This is a genomic window from Paraburkholderia adhaesiva, assembly GCF_021390575.1.
Classification (GTDB): Bacteria; Pseudomonadota; Gammaproteobacteria; order Burkholderiales; family Burkholderiaceae; genus Paraburkholderia; species Paraburkholderia adhaesiva.
In genome coordinates, this window is sequence record NZ_JAJEJQ010000002.1 from 435997 (window position 1) to 454920 (window position 18924).

Below are 18924 nucleotides of genomic sequence, written 5' to 3' on the forward strand. Positions count from 1 at the left end.
AGTTGACGTTGTGTCCGCCGCCCCCCCGGGGAGGAGGTCATATGTTCAGTCATGCCTGTCTGCGGAGCGGCGCGCTCGCGGTGCTCCTGATGCTGTCTGCGATGCCGTCTTTCGCACAGTCCTTCCGCGTGCAGTGTCCCAGCACGACGACCTTGCATCCGTCCGCCACGGCGGGCACGAGCGAGCCGGCGTACACCGGGCCGTCGTACACGGGGCAGAATTCCACGGCGACCGGCGTCGTCAACGGCGCCATCAAGTGCCAGCAGATTTCCGGCGGCGACGGCTACGCGACGATGGCAGACGGTACGCAAACGTACATGTTCTCGTTCGGTCCGCTGTCGGGTCTCGCCGATATTCGCAACGGCCTGCCGGGCACGGAGTTCGCCTCCGTCTTCAATGTGGTCGGCGACCCGAGGACTAGCCCGACGTACAACGGCGCGGTCGGACTCGCGCCGGACCCCGATTCGACGCCTGCGGGCGCGCTCGACGGACACGTCGATCCGCGACCGATCATGGACATCGGCGTCATGAATGGCAACATTCCGGCGCCTACGATGGCAATCGATGAGGATGACGAATTTTTCCTGACGTTGACAAACGTCGGGATGATCATGCGTCCGGACCTCTTCGAGCAGCACACGGTCCACTTCCACGGCTATCCGAACGCCTCGTCGTACTACGATGGCGTGCCTGATGCGTCGGTCGCCATCAACATCGGCGCGAGCTTTACCTACTACTATCTCGCGCCCGATGCCGGCACCTACTTCTGGCACTGCCATATCACGCCGCCCGAGCACCTGCAGATGGGCATGGTCGGCCAGATTTTCGTGAGGCCGCGCCAGAACCGGGTGCCGGCCGGCGCGAGCCTCTATACCGCACTGGGTCAGCAGCAGAATGACCCGCGCACGATGTGCGGCACGGACGTTCTCTGCTCGACGCCGCTGCCGCCGTCCAACGGCGTGCTGCATGCGAACAACAAGAGCGGCACACCGACGCTTTACGCCTACAACGATGGCGACGGTTCGACCGCCTACGACGTCGAGTATCCGGTCCAGATTCACGGCTTCGATCCGAACTTCCACTTCGTCGGGATGACGTTCAATCCGGAGCCCTTCACCGACATGAAGGACAAGTACTTCCTGCTGAACGGCCGCAGCTATCCGGACACGGTGACGCAAGGGCCGATGCAGACGCCGGTCGCCGACGGAACCCCGCATTACTCGCAGCCGTTGCCCGCGCTGATCAACATCCCCGCGGGCGGCCGTGCGCTGTTGCGCATTTCGGACCTCGATGTCACCGAGTTCCAGACGCTCGCATCGCTGGGCATTCCGATGCACGTGATCGGCGTGAACGCACGCTTGCTGCGTGATCTGTCTGGCAACGACATGACGTACTTCACGAACTCGGTGACGCTTGGCGGCGGTGAATCGGTTGACGTGATTCTGGACGCGAGCGATACGACGCGCTACGCGGCGGGTAACGTTTTCTATCTCTACACGCCGAATCTCGACCATCTGTCGAACGATGCCGAGAATTTCGGCGGGCTGATGACCGAAGTTCATATCTGCCACGCGGTCGATCCGACCACGAAGGCGTGCAGCTAGGAGAACGAACGTGAGCTACATCCTGTATGGCTACCGTATCGTGTGCCGCGCACGCTTTCTGCTGGCAGAACGCCTTGCGCGCGCAACCTGTGGCGCTCTTTTCGCGCTGACGCTTGGATTGCCGGGTTCGTATGCATTCGCGGCGACGCCTGGTATCACGGGACCGACCTTCGACCTCGTCGCTTCGGCGGACCGCATTACGCAACCGGACGGCAACAGCGTCTACTCGTGGGGATACGGCTGTAATACCCCGCCCGCGGGATTTTTACCGGCCGCAATCACCGGTGCGAATTGTCCGCTCATGCAGATTCCCGGACCGACGCTGATCGTCAAGCAGGGCGACACGGTGACCATCACGCTGACGAACAACCTGCCGGCGGCGGCAGGCAATACGTCGATCCTGTTTCCGGGCTTCCAGGTCTGCGCTGCGAAATTCAATCCGGACGGCACCTGTCCCACCACCCCGACCGGTGTGCCGGGACTGCTGACGCGCGAGGCGCAGCATGGCGGCACGGTGACATACAGCTTTATCGCCACCACGCCAGGCACGCATGCGTACTACAGCGGCACGCAGGGCGATCTGCAGATCGAGATGGGGCTGTCCGGCGCGTTGATCGTGCTGCCGACGACTGCCCCTGGTACGCTCGCCACGCCAACCGCCGCCACGTGCCACCCAATGTCGGGGACACTGCCGGACGGGCAGCCCGATTACCGTAACGCCATTGCCGCGTACAACCTCCCCTCGGCGTGCTACGACCGCGAATATCTGTTTCAGTTTTCCGAAATGGATCCGAACATCCACAGCCAGGCGGAGCAGGAAGCCCAGAAGACGTGTACGCAGCAAACGGGCTGCATGCTCGTGCAGACCGAGCCGTACCATCCGGCGTATTTCATGATCAACGGCCGTTCGATGCCGGACGACATGGATCCGAACTACGCGTCGCAGTATCCGCATCAGCCGTACAACGGCAATCCGCACATGCATCCCGGCGAATTCGTGCTGTTGCGGGTGATCGGCGACGGTCGCTGGCAGCACCCGTTCCACGAACACGGCAACCATGTACGCGTTCTCGCCCGCGACGGTAACCTGCTGTTGAGCAAGACGGACCCGACCAAGCTCGCCGGCCCGCTCCTGTTCACCACGACGACCACGCCTGGTCTCGCGATGGACGGAATCTTCTACTGGACGGGCAAGGGCCTGAACTGGGACGTCTACGGACACAAGCCAGGCGACGGCAGCGTGTGCATACCCGATGCGAACGGCTACTACACGTCGAACCCCTCGGCGCCCAACTACTACGAGTGGTGCGCCGACCACGGGAAGGCGCTCGAGGCGCACCCATTCGGAAACGTGGCGAGCGGCGGACCGGTGACGTTGCCGGATGCGCGCGTGCTGACCAACGGCACGTGGTACGGCGGCAGTCCCTACCTCGGTCCCGACGCGACCATGCGCGCCACCAGCTTCACGGGATCGACGCCGCCTTCCGGCACCGTCGTCAACCCGCCATCGTCCGAAGCTGGCTTCGCGTTCATGTGGCATTCGCACAATGAACGCGAGATCACGACGAACAACACGTTTCCGGGCGGGATGATGATGATGATGCTCGTCGATCCGCAGGCGTACACGATCAACGAAGGCAACTAGATCGGGGAGACTCGCGATGAGAACCGCACACGTGACAAGAGTGCTTCGCGGCCTCGTTCGGGCCAGTGCAGCCGCGATGTTGATGGCTGCAGCGAGCCACGCGGCCTATGCCCAGACCGTCGTCAACCTGACGGCCCAGGCCTCGGTCATCGCACTGCCCGATGGTCAGTCGGTGCCGATGTGGGGCTACACATGCTCGTCGGCAGCGACGCCCGCGACGGCCTGCGCGTCGGCCAATCCAGCCGCGAGCTCGAGCTGGTCGCCGGTCGTGATCACCGCGCAGACCGGCCAGTCGCTGCAGATCAACCTGACCAACAACCTGCCGGGCACGGTGCCGACCTCGCTCGTCATCGTCGGCCAGCTGGGCGGCGGACTCGGCTCGACGGCCACGACCACGCCGAGCCCCGTACACGCGACGCAGACTGCCACAACCTGGCCGATTGCGAGTTCTTCAAGCGGCGCGTCGTTCACGCCGCCCACTCAGGGGGCACGCGTGCAGTCGTTCGCGACAGAAGCGGCGCACAGCGCGATGGTCACGCTGACGTGGAGCAACCTCGCAGCCGGCACCTATCTGATCGAGTCCGGTACGCACCCGTCGATCCAGGGTCCCATGGGTCTCTACGGCGTGCTGATCGTCAAAACGCCCGCGAACGGCACGACGCGCGCGCTGGCCTATCCGAACGTCAGCTACGACGCCGATGTGCCGCTCGTATTGAGTGAGATCGATCCGGCGCAGAACGCAGCGGTTGCATCGGCGGTCGTGACGTCGGGGTTCAGCGAAACGAAAGTGTGGTCCGGGCAGTCGGGGCAGTGCGGCGATCCCAAGGCGTCTTCATTTGGCACCTGCTATCCGCCGGCGGTTAATTACGACCCGCGCTATTACCTGATCAACGGCGTGGCTTTCGACCGCACGAACACCGCAGCATCGACGTTCCCGGCCACCGCGACCGCCGGCACCGGGCAAGTGCTGCTTCGCTTTGTCAACGCAGGCCTGCGCATGCACGTGCCCTCGGTGGTCGGTGCGCAGACAGGCCCTACGCCGACCAACGGTTTTTCGCTCGTCGCGGAAGACGGCAACGTGCTGCCCGGCAATATGCGCGTGCAGACGGTCGCGTTTCTTGCCGCCGGAAAAACCTACGATGTCCTGATCAATGCGCCGGCCACGGGATCGCTGGCATTGCCGGTTTTCGACCGGCAGCTCAGTCTCTCGACGAACAATCAGCGTGACGGCGGCATGCAGGGCTATATCAGCGTGAACGGCGGGGCCACGCCGACGTCGCAGGCCGGTAACGCGAGTGCGGTCGCGAATCCTGACACGTACTACCTTGTGCCGGGCAATACGCTCAGCGTCACGGACCCGATCAAAGGTGTGATTGCCAACGACGTCGGCGTATACGGCGTACAGGTGAAGACACAGCCGACTGGCGGAACACTGACGCTCAACTCCAACGGCACATTCACCTATGTGCCGAATTCGGGCACGACGAGCGACAGTTTCGTCTACCAGGCCAACGGCAATCCTGCGATTACCGCGCTGGTCACGCTCGCGCCCTGCACGAGCGGATCCGGCTGCTTGTCGGGCAAGCCCGTCGCGAACGCCGCCGCCTATACCAGCAATATCGCGTCGCTCTACCACTCGGGCGCGCCGGGCGTACTCGCGAACGCGAGCGATCCGGGCGGCCTGCCGCTCACGGCGGCGTTGTCCGGTACGCCGGCGGGCGGTACGGTGACGCTGAACAAAGACGGCTCATTCAATGCCGTCCCGACGACACCCGCGAAAGCGGGCGCCACCGCGCAGGTGACGTTCAGCTATACGGCAGTCAACTCGCAGAACAGTGCCAGCACTCCGGCACCGGTGACTGTGACGTTCCAGGGGGGCAGTGGTCTGGTCGTCGCCGTCAAGGACGCGCCAACCGGCACTGCGATCACCGACTACCGCTGGATCATCGAGGAAGATCGCACATTCCAGATCGACCCGGCGTGCCAGGTCAATTCGGCGACGCGCCCGTCCACGTGTCCGCCGCTTCCCGTTCCGAGCCTCGGTACGAGCTTCCATACCAGCTACATGCCGGTCGTGGCCGCGGGGTGCGTCGGCGCGGTTTCGTGCGAGTCGGGCCAGACCGTCTACGATCCGACATCACAGAGCCACCTGCCGGCCGTCTGTGACGTCGGCGACGGCCAGTGCCGCATCACTGCCGGGCAGCAGACGCCGGTCGACCCGTCGCAGGTCGTGCTCAATCCTGCGAAGCACTACTACATCTCGATCCTGCCCGGCGATGCGGGCAACACGTTCACGAACGGCGCAGGCGCGCCGCAGCCGGTCAATCCGAGCAATCCGACCGGGGCGCAGCGCCAGTTCGACATCTCGAAGGATTGCCCGTCCGGTCCTGGCGGCGCGGACTTCGCGCCGGGCACCGGCAAGTGCGGTCACGCGATCGGTGGGGCGATGATCGCGGCTAACCAGTTGGCCGTGAACGTGCTCCTGCAACAGACGCCGCTGCAGACGGCCAAGATTTCGGTGTTCGTCTTCGAGGACGATTCACCGCTCAACGGCGAAGTCGACGTGAGCGGCGGCACCGACGTGTTCGGCACGGCGCACGAGCCCGGCCTCGGCGGTTTCGAAATCAAGCTGTTCGACGATGCGGGCGGCACGGGCGACGCGACGGGGCAGATGACCTACGACATGTTCAACATGCCGCTGTCGAATTCGCTGCAGAACATGACCGATCCGCTGACCGGGCTGAACGCTTGCCCGATTTCGGTCAAGACCACGAACGGGATCGTCGGCATGATCCCGACCTGCCCGCAGTACGAGTCGGATGGCAAGACGCTGTCGCCGCTCGTTGGCCAGGCGATCATCGCGAACCTCATGCCGGGGCGCTATGGCGTTGTGGCCTATCCAGCTGCCGACCGCATCGCACGCGGCGAAGAATGGCTGCAGACCAACACGCTCGACGGGCAGAAGGCACACGATGCATTCATCCGGATCGGCGGACCCTCGTACTTCCAGGAGTTCGGACCGGCCGGCTTCCACGTGACGATCGGCTTTGCGAATCCGAAGATCATCAATGCGCGTCTGCCGGCGTTGTGCCCGACGGGCACCGCGTGCAACAACTCGGTGAGCGGACGCATCACGAATCTGCACTACAGCCGTCCGCCGAATGAGAATCTGTATGGCAGCGGCACGCGCGATTCGTTGAGTTTCACGCAATGCTACGTGAGCGTTGGTGACCCCGACGGCGACGATATCTCGTTCACGAAATGCAATCAGGACGGGTCGTTCAGCTTCAGCGGCCTGCCCGACGGCACGTACCGCATCACCGTGTTCGACCAGTGGAACGACCAGATCGTCGACGGGCTCGCAACCGCCGTGCAACTGAAGGGTGGCGTGAACATGAGTGTCGGCGAACTGTCGGTTCTGCAATGGCACACGAACCTCTATACGCGCACGTACCTGGATAACGACGGCTCGCACGTCTCGAGCGCCAGCCAGCCCGGTTTGGCGTTGGTGCAGACCAACATTCGCTATCGCGACGGCAGCTATTCGAATTTCAACAATACGGATCTGAACGGCTATGCGTCGTTCAACGAAGTATTCCCGCTGTTCAACTGGTACGTTGCTGAAGTGGATACGACGCGCTTCAAGCAGACGGGCGTGCACGTAGTCTATGACGCCGGCGGTCCAGTCGATGGAACCAATAAGGGCGGCGGCAATTCGACGATCGCCGCGCACTACGCGAACACGCTGGAGACGTTCCACGTGCCAAACAACCTGCGCGTACCGGGAGCCGTCTACTGCAACGACGCGGACTGCAAAGACCGCTCCGGAACCAACCCCTCGACGGGCCGCATCGACCCGCCGTGGGTCACGACGATGGGCTGGCAGGGATTCTCGGGACAAAGCTCGTTCATCGAATTCGGCAAGGCGCCATTCGCGTCAGGCGAAAACGGTGGCATCACCGGCGAGGTCGTCTACGCGTCGACGCGCCCGTTCGACGATCCGACGTTGCTCGTCCACGCGAGCTGGACGCCCAATGTGCCAAACGTAACGGTCAACCTGTATCAGGAGGGCACCGCGGCGGACGGTACGACAAGCCTTCAACTGGTGGACTCGACGAAGACGAGCAGCTGGGACGACTGGGCGCAGGGCTTCCGTTCGGACGGCATGCCGAACATGAACTGCCCGGGCCAGGACCCGAAAGATCCGTTCTTCTACACGTTGCAGAACACGACGCAGTGGCTCGATGCCCAGAATCGTCCGCTGCCGGCTCAATCGCAGTACAAGTGCTACGACGGCATGCACATGTTCAACCAGTTGCAGCCTGCGCCCTATGACGGCATGTATCAGTTCCCGAGCGTCACGGGCCGCGATCCCTCGAACGGCAAGCCGACCGGCACGAACTGCACGGTTTGCGTGGCGAACCCGACGGATGCCAGCGCGAAAATGCTGCCTGCCGGCAAGTATGTCGTCGAGGTGATCGTGCCTCCCGGCTACGAGCTCGTTAAGGAAGAGGACAAGAACATCCTGATCGGTGACAACTACATTGCGCCGGTGACGCAGCAGTTCGGCAGCCTCGGCAACATCTTCATCCTGCCCGACCAGGCGGCCGTGAACGAGGCGTACAACCCGAACAATGCGCAGAACCCGACGACCAATCTGGGTTCGAATCCGGAGACGGACTCCGGGAAGCAGGGCAACGAGCAGCTCTGGCCGTGCGTGGGTACGCTGCGCATCGTGCCGGACTACATCAGCCTGTTCCCGGGTTCGAAGGAAGTGGCGCCGTTCGCCGGAGCGTCGCGCCATCTGTGTGACCGCAAGGAGGTCACGCTGACCGACCAGATGCAGGCGCGCGCGAAGTTCTGGATCTTCAGTTCGACGCACGTCGCCGCGCACTTTACGGGCTTCATGCTCGACGACTTCTCATCGGAGTTCGATCCGTACTCGCCGCAATTCGGCGAAAAGTTCGCGGTTCCGAACGTGCCGGTATCGCTGAAGGACTTCGCGGGTAACGAGGTCGAGCGTGTGTACTCGGATCAATGGGGCATCTTCAACGGACTCAACTACTCGACGTGGGAAGTCAATCCGCCGAATCCGACCGGCTATGCGCCGACCATGATGATCGCCTGCATGAACGATCCGGATAAGCCCGACCCGGCACATCCGGGCCAGACGATCCGCGATCCGCTCTACAACCCGGCATACAGCCAGTTCTGCTATGAGATTCCGTTCATGCCAGGACAGACCCAGTACATGGACACGCCGGTGGTCCCGGTGCAGGCTTTCGCCGATGGCTATAACCCGCCCGACTGCGCGTATCCGGACGGCACGCCGGCGATTTCGTCGGTGACGGGCGACACAGTCGGCACCGGCGCGGGTCCGTGGGTGCAGGCCGCCGGTCGTACGCTGACGATCAAGGCGCTCGGCGATCAGGTTGTGCCCAACCATGCGTACAGCGGTCCGAATGCGTCGACGGCCCCGTACAACCAGAAGTTCGTGACGCGGCACTACGGATTCGGCACCACGAAGGGTACGGGCTCGGTCACGATCGGTGGCGTGAACGCGACGGTCACGGGCTGGAGCGACACGCAGATCACCGTGACGGTACCTACCCTGAACTTGCTGCAATCGACTTGCACGATACCGCAGCGCGGCGTCTTGACGCCAATCCGTTGCGGAGAGCTTGTCATCACGTCGGGCAACGGCAAGAAGTCGATCGACACCGTGACCGTCACGATTGGCGGCAAGGCGCCGACCTATGTCGCGGGCGAGAACAGCACGAGCAATGCGATCCAGAAAGCGATCGACGCCGCGACGCCGGGCGACATGATCATCGTCGGGCCGGGCACGTACAACGAGATGCTGCTGATGTGGAAGCCTGTGCGGTTGCAGGGCGTCGGTGCGCCTTCGGTCGTCGTGAATGCGAACACGCATCCGTCCGGCAAGATGGATCCGTGGCGGCGTCAGGTCGACTGTCTGTTCGGCGTATCGCTCAATGGCGGGCTGATCAGCAGCACCAATCCGTACGACTCGACCGGCACGTACACCTGCTCGCCGGCGATGCAGCGCCACGTTGATGCCATCCCGCTGGAACCGACCGTCGGGTGGGACTACTCGCTGAACGGCAATATCAGCGAGCTGCTGATGGAGCCGTCGCTGATGGGCGCATACGAAGGCGCGGGCATTACCGTGCTCGCGAAGGGTGTGCGCGACGTGAACGTGGGCGGCGTGCTGCAAGCCGACGCGAACTGCACGGCCAACGGCATCTGCACGCCGCTCACCCTCCTGGACTGCGCGAATTATCCGAGCAACTTCCTGTGCAATCCGTCACGTATCGACGGCATGTCGTTCCAGAACAGCTCGCAGGGCGGCGGCGGGATTTTCCTGCACGGCTGGAACCACTGGACCGAGGTGTCGAACAACCGCGTGTCGAGCAACGCAGGCACGCTGACCGGCGGCATCACGGTGGGCCAGGTCGAGGTGCCGGACGGCACGATCGCGGCGGACGGCCTCACGCAACTGCCGTTCGGTTACAACAGGAACGTGAACGTGCACCACAACTCCGTTACGTCGAATTCGTCGTATGGCGACGAAATCAACTCGACGACGCCATCGTCCGCGGCAGGCGTGACGTTCTGCTCGGGCGCGGATAACTACAGCTTCAACTACAACTTCGTGTGCGGCAACATGAGCAGCGGCGACGGCGGAGGCGTCGCGCACTTCGGCTTCAGCTACAACGGCGATCTGTCGCACAACTGGATCATCTTCAACCAGAGCAACAACCCGACGCTGCCGACCTACGGCGGCGGCCTGATCGCCCAGGGTGTACCGCCGGACGGCACGTACTGCGAGAACGCGACGGTGGACACGGACTGCGCGCCTCAATTGTCCGATGGCGTTGGGCCGGGCCTCGTGATCAACGGCAACCTGATCATCGGCAACACGGCGGAAAGCGGCAAGGGTGGCGGGCTGCGGTTGCAGAGCGTGAACGGCACAGACGTACAGCGCAACCCGACCAACGCCAACCGGTGGTACCAGGTGACCGTGACGAACAACATCATCGCGAACAACGTGGCAGGTTGGGCCGGTGGCGGTGTATCGCTGCAGGACGCCGTGCGGGTGAATTTCGTCAATAACACCGTCGTGTCGAACGATTCGACCTCGACCGCCGGCGTGCTCTTCAACACGGCGCTCGCTGCACAGGCGAACGTCGGGCCGCCGAACTGCGTAACGGTCGGTGGGCAGACCACCTGCAGCCCGATCACGACGTCGACGTTCCAGCCTGCGGGTCTGGAGGTGGCGGCGCACACGCAGAACCTGCTGAGCGCGTTCACAACCGCGCCCGTCACCTGTCCGTCGAACCTGGCCGGCTGCAAGAAGTTCTCGGTGCCGGTGCTGACGAACAACGTGTTCTGGCAAAACCGTTCGTTCTACATCACGGTGAGCAGCACGCCGAACCCGAGCATTCCGGGCCTGCAGAACGCGGTCACGCTGAACCCGACGCTGAACCAGGCTAACCAGGCGACCGGCTACTGCGCATCGGGTGCGACGTACTGGGACATCGGCGCGTTTGGCGACTCGAAGCCGTCGTTGCATGAATCCGGGATCACGCTGTCTCCGCATTTTTCGATCATCACGGATGCAACCGACTACCCGAACGCCAACAACAGTGGAGCGAACCCGAATCTGATCAGTCAGTACTGCAACGGCTCACGCGTGCCGCCGGAAACGAAGAATCCGCTCGCTGTCTACGGCTACGCAGTGCCACCCGGAATTGCCGACACGGTGTTGCCGAATCCGTTGTTCAGCCTGCTGCCGTCGGCCACGCCGGACGAGGGCAACAACTGGATCAACATGTCCTATGGGCCGCTTTCGTTGTCCAACGCGACGATCGTGACCGGGAGCGCAGGATACGGCACGCCGCTCGGCGATTACGCGATCCAGACGGGGTCGCCGGCGGTGAATGCCGGCACCGCGGTCGGCGCGCCGAGCTACGACTTCTTCGGTACGCCGAGGCCGCAGGGACTGCGCGTGGACATCGGCGCGGTCGAATTGCCGACGTCGACAGGTGGACTCGCGACATCGTTCAATAACCTGTTCGGTCCGGGCGCCATTGCGGAGGTGCTGCCGTGAGGCGCGGGATGATTCGGGCACGTTATGCAGGGTGCCTGGTTGCACTCGGGTGCAGCGCCGGACTGGCTGCGCTCGTGGGGCAACCGGCCACCGCGCAGCAGGCGGCCACCGAACAGCAGGCGGCCACGGCCAGCAAGTCGCCGTATGTGCCGGTCATGATGCCGCTGCAGGCACGCGAGCTTTACGGCGCGAGCCGCGGTGTCGATTCGCTGAGCGTACGGCGTACCGCATCGGGCAACCTGCTGCGTTTCAGCTTCCGGGTGACCGACCCGAACGTCGCGAAGGTGATCGGCGACAAGAGCGCGACGCCCTATCTGTTCGGGCACATGAGTCACGCAGTGCTGGAAGTGCCGGTCATGGAAAACATCGGCCAGTTGCGGCAGGCGGGCACGCTCGAAGTGGGCCGCGAGTACTGGATGGTGTTTTCAAACAAGGGCAATCTCGTGAAGGCGGGCGAGCGGGTCGATGTGTTCATCGGCTCGTTCCATGTCGATGGTCTTGTCGTCGAGTGACCGTGCAACGCGCTGCCGGGGCGGCTGATTGAACAACGGACGGGACAACACAGGTGCGGAGGTGACAGATGAAACGAGTAACGGGATGGGGGAGCCTGTTCGTTGCCGGCCTGCTGGCTGGAAGCGCGTTGACGGCCGCAGCGGCGGGGATGAGCGGCGCGCAGGTGGCCGACCGCAATGCCGAAGCGCGCGGCGGCTTGCAGACATGGCGATCCGTCAACACGCTGACGATGACCGGTCAGATCGATGTCGGCGGCACGAAGCCCGTTCAGTTGCCTTTCACGCTGACGATGAAGCGGCCGCACAAGAGCCGCTTCGAGCTGCGCTTCAACGGTCAGACCTCGTACCAGGTCTTCGACGGCGCGCAGGGCTGGAAGGTCAGGCCGTTCCTGGGACGCACGGAACCGGAACCGTATTCGCCCGCCGAGCTGCATTCGGCAGCCAGCACCGCGGATCTCGACGGTCCGCTCATCGACTATGCGGCGAAGGGCAACCGTATTGATCTGGTCGGCACGGATTCGATCGACGGTCACCGCGCGCTGCAGCTGAAGGTGACGCTGAAGGATCACACCGAGCGGCATGTGTGGGTCGATGCGTCGACGTTCCTCGAAACGAAAGTGGAAGGCGACCCTCGCAAGCTCGACGGCAAAATGCACACGGTCTCCGTGTTCTACCGCGACTACCGCAAGGAAGGCGGCGTGATGATGCCGCATGTGATCGAGACGGTCGTCGCGGGGGTGAAGCAGGTGCATCGCATCACGATCGATAAGGTGACGGTCAATCAGCCGGTCGATGATTCGCTGTTTGCGAAGCCGCTGCCCGCTGCCACGAGAGTGGCTGCGAAGTGACGGATTTGTCATCGCGCCAGCATCACGATTGTGACGAGGCGAACGACGGGGACAATGATGACGTGGACCACAAGATGGACAACTCGATGGATAACAGCGGGCTGCATGAGCCTGCTGGCCGTCGCAATGGGCTGCGCGACCGACATGAACATGACGGCTGCGCAGATCGTGTCTAAAAACGTCGATGCCCGAGGTGGCGCCGAGGCCTGGCGGAAGGTGCAGACGATGGTGTGGAAGGGCCACGTCGACAGCCCCAATTCGCCTGCGCCGGGCATGCCGTTTTCGGTGACGCTGGCGCGCCCGGACAAGACGCGCTTCGAAGTCACCGCGATGAACCAGATGATCGTCCATGCGTTCGACGGCAAGGTGGGCTGGAAGGCGCGGCCATCCAGTGGCGGCGCGCCCGACGTGCGCGAATACAGCCCGCAGGAAGTCCGGTTCGCTCGCGACGAACAAGTCATCGACGGACCGCTCATCGACCACGAGCGCAAGGGCATCGCGGTCGAGCTGGAGGGCATGGATCAGGTCGATGGCCACGATGCCTGGCGGCTGTCGCTGAAGCTGCCGTCCGGCGCGATTCAGCACGTATGGATCGACGCGCACAGCTATCTCGACATCAAGTACACGCGCGAAGGACAGGGCGTCGGCGGACAGCCCGCGACGACCGAGGTCGTTTATCGCGATTTCCGCGAGGTCGATGGTGTGCGGATGCCGTTCGTTATCGAGAGCGGTCCGGCTGGCGGCGAGCGCCGCGACCGGCTGGTGATCGACACGATTGCGCTTAACGTTCCGCTCGACGCGCTGGCGTTCGCGAAGCCGGTCGCCGTGGCGCGGCATCACACGATCGACATCGGCACGGGCGCTGCGCCGATGAACGCCGCGAGCGTACCGCCACCGTTTCCGGGTATCCGCAGGCCGGTGCGTTGACCATGACGGCGCGAAGCCATGCCGCGCATAGGCTCGCACGCTGCGCAGTCGTGCTGTTCGCGGCCTTTGTCGTATCGACGACGCCAGCGCGCGGCGCGCCGCCCGCCGATGCGGGCGAGGCGATCTACCAGCGCGGCATCGCCGGGTCGGGCGAACCGGTCGAGGCGATGCACGACGGCGCGGTCCGCATGCACGGGGCCGAGGCGGCCTGCGTTAACTGTCACCGGCGCAGCGGACTCGGCGCGCGCGAAGGCAACAACCTGATACCGCCGGTCACTGGCGAGTATCTGACGCACGCGCGCACGCGCGACCCCGACGCGGGCGAAGGAAGTAACGCGAGCGACATCCCGTTCATCGACGGTATGCGTACCGCACGCGATCCGTACACGGACGCGACGCTGGCGAGGGCGATCCGCGAGGGCGTCGATCCGAACGGCCGGCAGCTCGGCTATCTGATGCCGCAGTTCGCGTTGAACGATGCCGACATGGCGGCGCTGATCGCGTATCTGAAACGTCTCGATCATGGACGTGCGCCGGGTGTGGCCGACACCACGCTGCACTTCGCGACCATCATCACCCCCGACGCCGACCCGGTGAAGCGACGCGGCATGCTCGCCGTGCTCGAACAGTACGTCGCGGACAAGAACGCTACGCCGTTGGGCGCGACACCGGCGCTGCGCAGTTCGCGCAAGATGATGTTCATGGTGAACCGTCGCTGGGAGCTGCACGTGTGGGAACTGCACGGCCCGCCGTCGACATGGCAGGCGCAGCTCGCAGACGACATGGCGCGTCAGCCGGTGTTCGCGATTCTCTCCGGCCTTGGCGGCAGCAACTGGGCGCCGGTTCATGACTTCTGCGAAGCGCAGCGGGTGCCGTGTCTCTTTCCGAATGTCGAAGTGCCTGTGACGTCGCCGGGCGACTTCTACTCGCTTTACTTCTCGAAAGGCGTGCTGCTTGAGGCGGAACTCATCGCGCAACGTATCGCGGATGCGGCTCGCGAGCCTCCCGACACAACGCATCACACGGCGACGAGGGTGCGCCAGATCTATCGCAAGGGCGATAGCGGCGAGGCCGCCTCCGAGGCGCTTGCGGCCGCGTTGAAGGGAAAGCCGTTCGAGGTGGCCAATGTTGCGCTGGCGCCTGGCGAGAGCGTCGCGCACGCGTTGCGCGGCGTTGCTGCGGGCGATGTGCTCGTGCTCTGGTTGCGCCCGAACGATCTCGAGGCGCTACGCGGTTCGCCGCCTCCGCCGCGCGTGTTCGTTTCTGGCCTGATGGGCGGACTCGATCGTGCGCCGCTCCCGGACCGCTGGCGCGACGTTGCTTCGCTGGCCTATCCCGTCGACCTTCCGGATGGCCGCCGCGTTCGCGTCGACTACGCGTTCGGCTGGTTCGCGATTCGCCATATTCCCGTCGTCGATGAACGCGTGCAGGTGGACACGTGGCTCGCGTGCGGGTTGCTCGCGGAAACGTTGAGCCATCTGGTCGATGCGTTCGTGCGCGACTATCTTGTCGAGCGCGTCAACGACATGCTCGAACACCGCGTGCTGACCGGTTTCTATCCCCGGCTTAGTCTGGCGACGGGGCAGCACTATGCGTCGAAAGGAGGCTACATCGTGCGGTTTTCCCAGCCGGATTCTCCGCGGGTAGTCGCCGACGGTCCATGGACCGTGCCGCAATCCACGTTTCCTTGAGCGACGGTGCACCAATCGCGACACTCACTTGCCGCTGGCGGCCAGCAAAGCCCGATAGCGGGAGAGCACACGTGGCACATAACCGCGCGTTTCCGGATAAGGCGGGATTCGATAGCCAGCGCGAATCACGGCGTCCTCACCGGCGTTGTACGCCGCAAGCGTGAGTTCCATGTCGTTGTTGAAGAGATCGAGCAGGAAGCGCAGATAACGGGCACCCGTCAACACGTTTTCGCGTGGATTGAGCATGTCGCCGCCCGCGAAGCGGCGTGCAGTATCGGGCATCAACTGCATGAGGCCCAGCGCGCCTTTATCGGACACCGCAGCAGGATCGTAGCGCGATTCGACGTCGATGACCGCACGTATCAGTTCGGGTTGAAGCCGAAATTGCCGGCTCGCTTCATCGATAACGTTAGAGACGAGTACGGCATCCGCCCTGTTATGCGACAGAGCTGACCGCTTTGCCGCGATGCGCGCGGGGGCGTATGCCTCGACGATGATTCTCAGCCCTGCTTTGCCGGGTGTATCGGTGAGCGTTATCGTGCCGTCCGTTCCAACCGCGCCGAATATCGCGCCGTCCGCGTGGGCGCCTGTCGCCGCAACGAGACCGATCGCAGCCACCAGAGCACGACGCTTGCAGACAGACGAGATTCGATCGCGAACACACATCGTCGCTTCCCTCCGCATTCTTATTCTGGAGTCCGCAACGTGTACAAAGCAATGGGGAATCGTCCTCTTTCGTGTTGCATGCGGGGAAGCAAAACACCCGCCTACATGGGGATGTTACATAGGCGAACCCAATTGAGTCAGGCTTTCTTAAGGCATTCTTCAAGCCTTAAGAAAACCTGAAGAAGGTCCGGGAGATTATTTTTTTGGTTTGCCGGGATCCGAAATTTACCGAGCGGAATGTCAGTATGGCGGAAAAAAATTACCGAATACGGGATCTTACTTACCATTACAAACGACAGGAAGTGTTCACGCCTGAATCGTTTTATTCGAATTTCGATGGAGCTTGTCAGGGTCGATTTAGTCGCGCGCAATATCCATGGCGCTAGCGCGACATTGGCTCGGACCTTGCAGCACAACACACGAGGCCTGGCGCGGCAGAATATCGGTAGTTCGTGTCAGTAAATATAAAACAAATCGTAAATAAAAGGAAAGAAATATTTGAAAGGGTGGGAAGGTGCGAATTAAGCAGTGAATGAAAGCCGGTACATCGGAGTAATGTAGCCGAAAGGAGAGCACCGTGAACATCAAATACCGTGTGTTGATTGTCGAAGACCACGATCTTCTGCGTTCCGGGTTGCATTCAATGATCGCCGTGCACGGCGAATATGACGTAGTAGGCGAAGCGAGAGATGGCAAGGAGGCGCAGCAACTCGCGGCGCGGCTTTGCCCCGATCTGATCCTCATGGATTTGTCGATGCGCGGCATGAACGGCATCGACGCAACCGCGCTGATCAAAAGCCGCATGCCGCAGGTCCGCATCATCGCGTTGACCGTCCATCAGAGCGAGGAGTACGTGCGCGAAGCACTGCGGGCCGGTGTCGACGGGTACACGCTCAAGGATGTGTCGTTCGATGAACTGCTCACGGCAATGCGTACGGTCATGCAGGGGAAGAAGCACTTCAGCGCGGACGTCTATGGCTTCATGGTCGATTCGTTCGTCATGGGACGCGAGGCCGCTGGACCGAAACGGGCGTGGGACGTACTGACCGCCCGCGAACGTAGCGTGCTCAAGCTGATCGCCGAAGGGCACACGAACCGCCAGGTCGGTGAATACCTGAACCTGAGCCCGAAGACGATTGAAAAGTATCGCGCAAGCATGATGCACAAGCTGTCGATAGAGAACATGACCGAGCTGGTTCTCGTTGCGATCAGTATGGGGCTGCTGACTTCGCTTGCCTCGCGGTGTGCGGAGCGGGAGACCAGCGGCATGCTTGCACGGTCGCTCAGCGAGCCGCTCGTTGACGCGCCGGCTGGGCCGGCTGGCAGCAGCGAGCCCATGCAGGACGCCCGCATCGGCGACGCGACATCGGGCTGAATGAACGCGTGGCGACGCGACGCCGGATAAGCGTCACAGCACCCATGTAGCGACGAGCAGCGTGCCGTTCTGCCCGGACGCGTCGATCGAGAAGTGACCGCCTTGCGCCTCGACCCGATGCTGCATGTCGACGAGGCCGAACCCCGATGCGCCGATTTCGTCCGGGTGCATCGGACGGTTCAGGTAGCCGGTGCCGTTGTCGCTGATCGACAGATGCAGCGTATTGCCGCTCAGTCTGAGTTCGAGTTCCGCTTCGGTCGCCGACGCGTGCTTCACGATGTTGTTCAGTGCCTCTTGTACGATGCGAAAGATATCCGTCTTCAATGGCGCTGGTATGTCGTTATCCTCAACATTGCAGAGAAACCGGATCGTCAGGTTTTGCGCGCCGTGCGCGAACCGCTGGCACAAGGTGGACAGCGCTGCCGGAAGGCCGAGACGATCGAGCGCAAGCGGGCGCAACTCCCCACAGATTCGGCGCATTTCATCCATCGTGTCGCGCACCTGCTTGACGGCGGTGTCGAGCAGTTGCACTGCTTCGTCGGTGCGACCGGCGCCCAGCCGTATCCTGGCGTCTTCGACCATCAGCTTGATCAACGTGAGATCCTGACCCAGACCATCGTGCAGGTCGGCAGCCAGACGCTGACGTTCCGTGTGCTGGCCGAGTTGTAGCAGGGCCGCGGAACGATACGAAGAGTCGGACGGCTCGGCATGGTAGTTCGCAGGTGAGCGCGCGACGATTACGATCGGCTCGCAGAACAGCGTGAGTCGAGGCCGGTTAGCGATAGCAACGCCTGAAATTGCATGCTGATGCAGTGTCATCTCGACAGGCCGGCCGGTGCGTCCGATCAGAAGCGCGTCGATCGAGCGGTATTCGTTCAGAGCCGGCGCGGACAATTGCGCCTGTAACGCGGTGCGCTCGTGACTCGGCGCAAAGTCGACGAGCCAGCGGCCTGTGAGTTCCCCGCACTCCTGGCCGAGCAGCGCCGCGACGCGGCGATTCGCGCATAGCACAACACCATCGGCGGAAAGAACGGCAAGCGCCGCGCCGCGTGCGTCGGGAACCTGGACCGGCTCGGCGCCGTGCAAGTGAACGGCTCGGTCGAGTTCGCGCATGGCGTTGACCAGGTCTCGCAAACTCACCGGCGCACCAACGGTTCGTCCAGCAGTCATGGCCTGGTTACTCCAGGTGAGCCGAGGGAGAAGCACCAATTTGTGCCGATTGTAGGCTGCGCGATGACGGGCGGGCAACCGGGTAAATGCCTCCACATGCCTGGGGAGATTAAGGAACATCGAAGGTGGGGATCTACGCTGGTGGAGATACCCGCAAGGGTTTTGGGTACTTTCATCCAGTGACGCGTGGCGCGCGGTTCGCAAGACTAGAATGCACGCAAAGGCGTAAGGCGTGGCGGGGGGTGTGCAACCGCGACGCAGCCAGCGTGCATGAGGAGGCGAGCATGAAGACCATCCGCAATCTGCCGCTCAAGGTGCTGTGCGTGTTCTCGGCAGGACTGCTTGGCGCTATCGC

The 18924-nt window shown here is 63.1% G+C and carries 10 protein-coding genes; 8 read left to right on the forward strand and 2 right to left on the reverse strand.

All coding sequences use genetic code 11. From position 1 onward, the window contains the following. Positions 1-41: 41 nt before the first annotated feature. From L0U80_RS17535 to L0U80_RS17565, 7 genes are all read left to right on the forward strand, one after another. Complete coding sequence (locus L0U80_RS17535) at positions 42-1604, forward strand: multicopper oxidase domain-containing protein (protein WP_233867520.1); 1563 nt, start codon at positions 42-44, stop codon at positions 1602-1604. 106 nt (positions 1605-1710) lie between these two features. Beyond that, positions 1711-3249, forward strand: a complete 1539-nt coding sequence (locus L0U80_RS17540; protein ID WP_233871383.1) for a multicopper oxidase family protein — start codon at positions 1711-1713, stop codon at positions 3247-3249. 16 nt (positions 3250-3265) lie between these two features. Continuing rightward, positions 3266-11380, forward strand: coding sequence for a choice-of-anchor Q domain-containing protein (locus L0U80_RS17545; protein WP_233867540.1), 8115 nt, complete (start codon positions 3266-3268; stop codon positions 11378-11380). Positions 11381-11388: 8 nt separating this feature from the next. Further along, a complete protein-coding gene (locus tag L0U80_RS17550) occupies positions 11389-11892 on the forward strand; it encodes a hypothetical protein (RefSeq protein ID WP_233867543.1) in 504 nt (167 codons plus the stop codon). A gap of 68 nt (positions 11893-11960) precedes the next feature. Continuing rightward, entirely contained in the window at positions 11961-12740 is a 780-nt protein-coding gene (locus L0U80_RS17555; RefSeq protein ID WP_233867546.1) for a LolA-like protein, read from the forward strand. Positions 12741-12845: 105 nt separating this feature from the next. Continuing rightward, positions 12846-13667 (forward strand): LolA-like protein, encoded by an 822-nt coding sequence (locus tag L0U80_RS17560; protein WP_233867549.1) that lies wholly within the window; start codon positions 12846-12848, stop codon positions 13665-13667. A gap of 2 nt (positions 13668-13669) precedes the next feature. Continuing rightward, the gene (locus L0U80_RS17565) at positions 13670-15358 is read left to right on the forward strand and encodes a c-type cytochrome (RefSeq protein ID WP_233867552.1); all 1689 of its coding nucleotides are present in this window, start codon (positions 13670-13672) and stop codon (positions 15356-15358) included. Between the two features lie 24 nt (positions 15359-15382). Here the strand turns inward: L0U80_RS17565 and L0U80_RS17570 are convergent, their stop codons facing one another. Next, the gene (locus L0U80_RS17570; RefSeq protein ID WP_373322273.1) at positions 15383-15967 is read right to left on the reverse strand and encodes a lytic transglycosylase domain-containing protein; all 585 of its coding nucleotides are present in this window, start codon (positions 15965-15967) and stop codon (positions 15383-15385) included. A 634-nt stretch (positions 15968-16601) separates the two neighbouring features. On the opposite strand from L0U80_RS17570, the gene L0U80_RS17575 reads away from it, so the two are divergent. Next, on the forward strand, positions 16602-17399 hold the full coding sequence (locus L0U80_RS17575; RefSeq protein WP_233867558.1) for a response regulator: 798 nt from the start codon (positions 16602-16604) through the stop codon (positions 17397-17399). Positions 17400-17432: 33 nt separating this feature from the next. On the opposite strand, the gene L0U80_RS17580 is transcribed toward L0U80_RS17575, so the two are convergent. Then, complete coding sequence (locus L0U80_RS17580) at positions 17433-18569, reverse strand: sensor histidine kinase (RefSeq protein WP_233867562.1); 1137 nt, start codon at positions 18567-18569, stop codon at positions 17433-17435. Between the last annotated feature and the right edge of the window lie 355 nt (positions 18570-18924).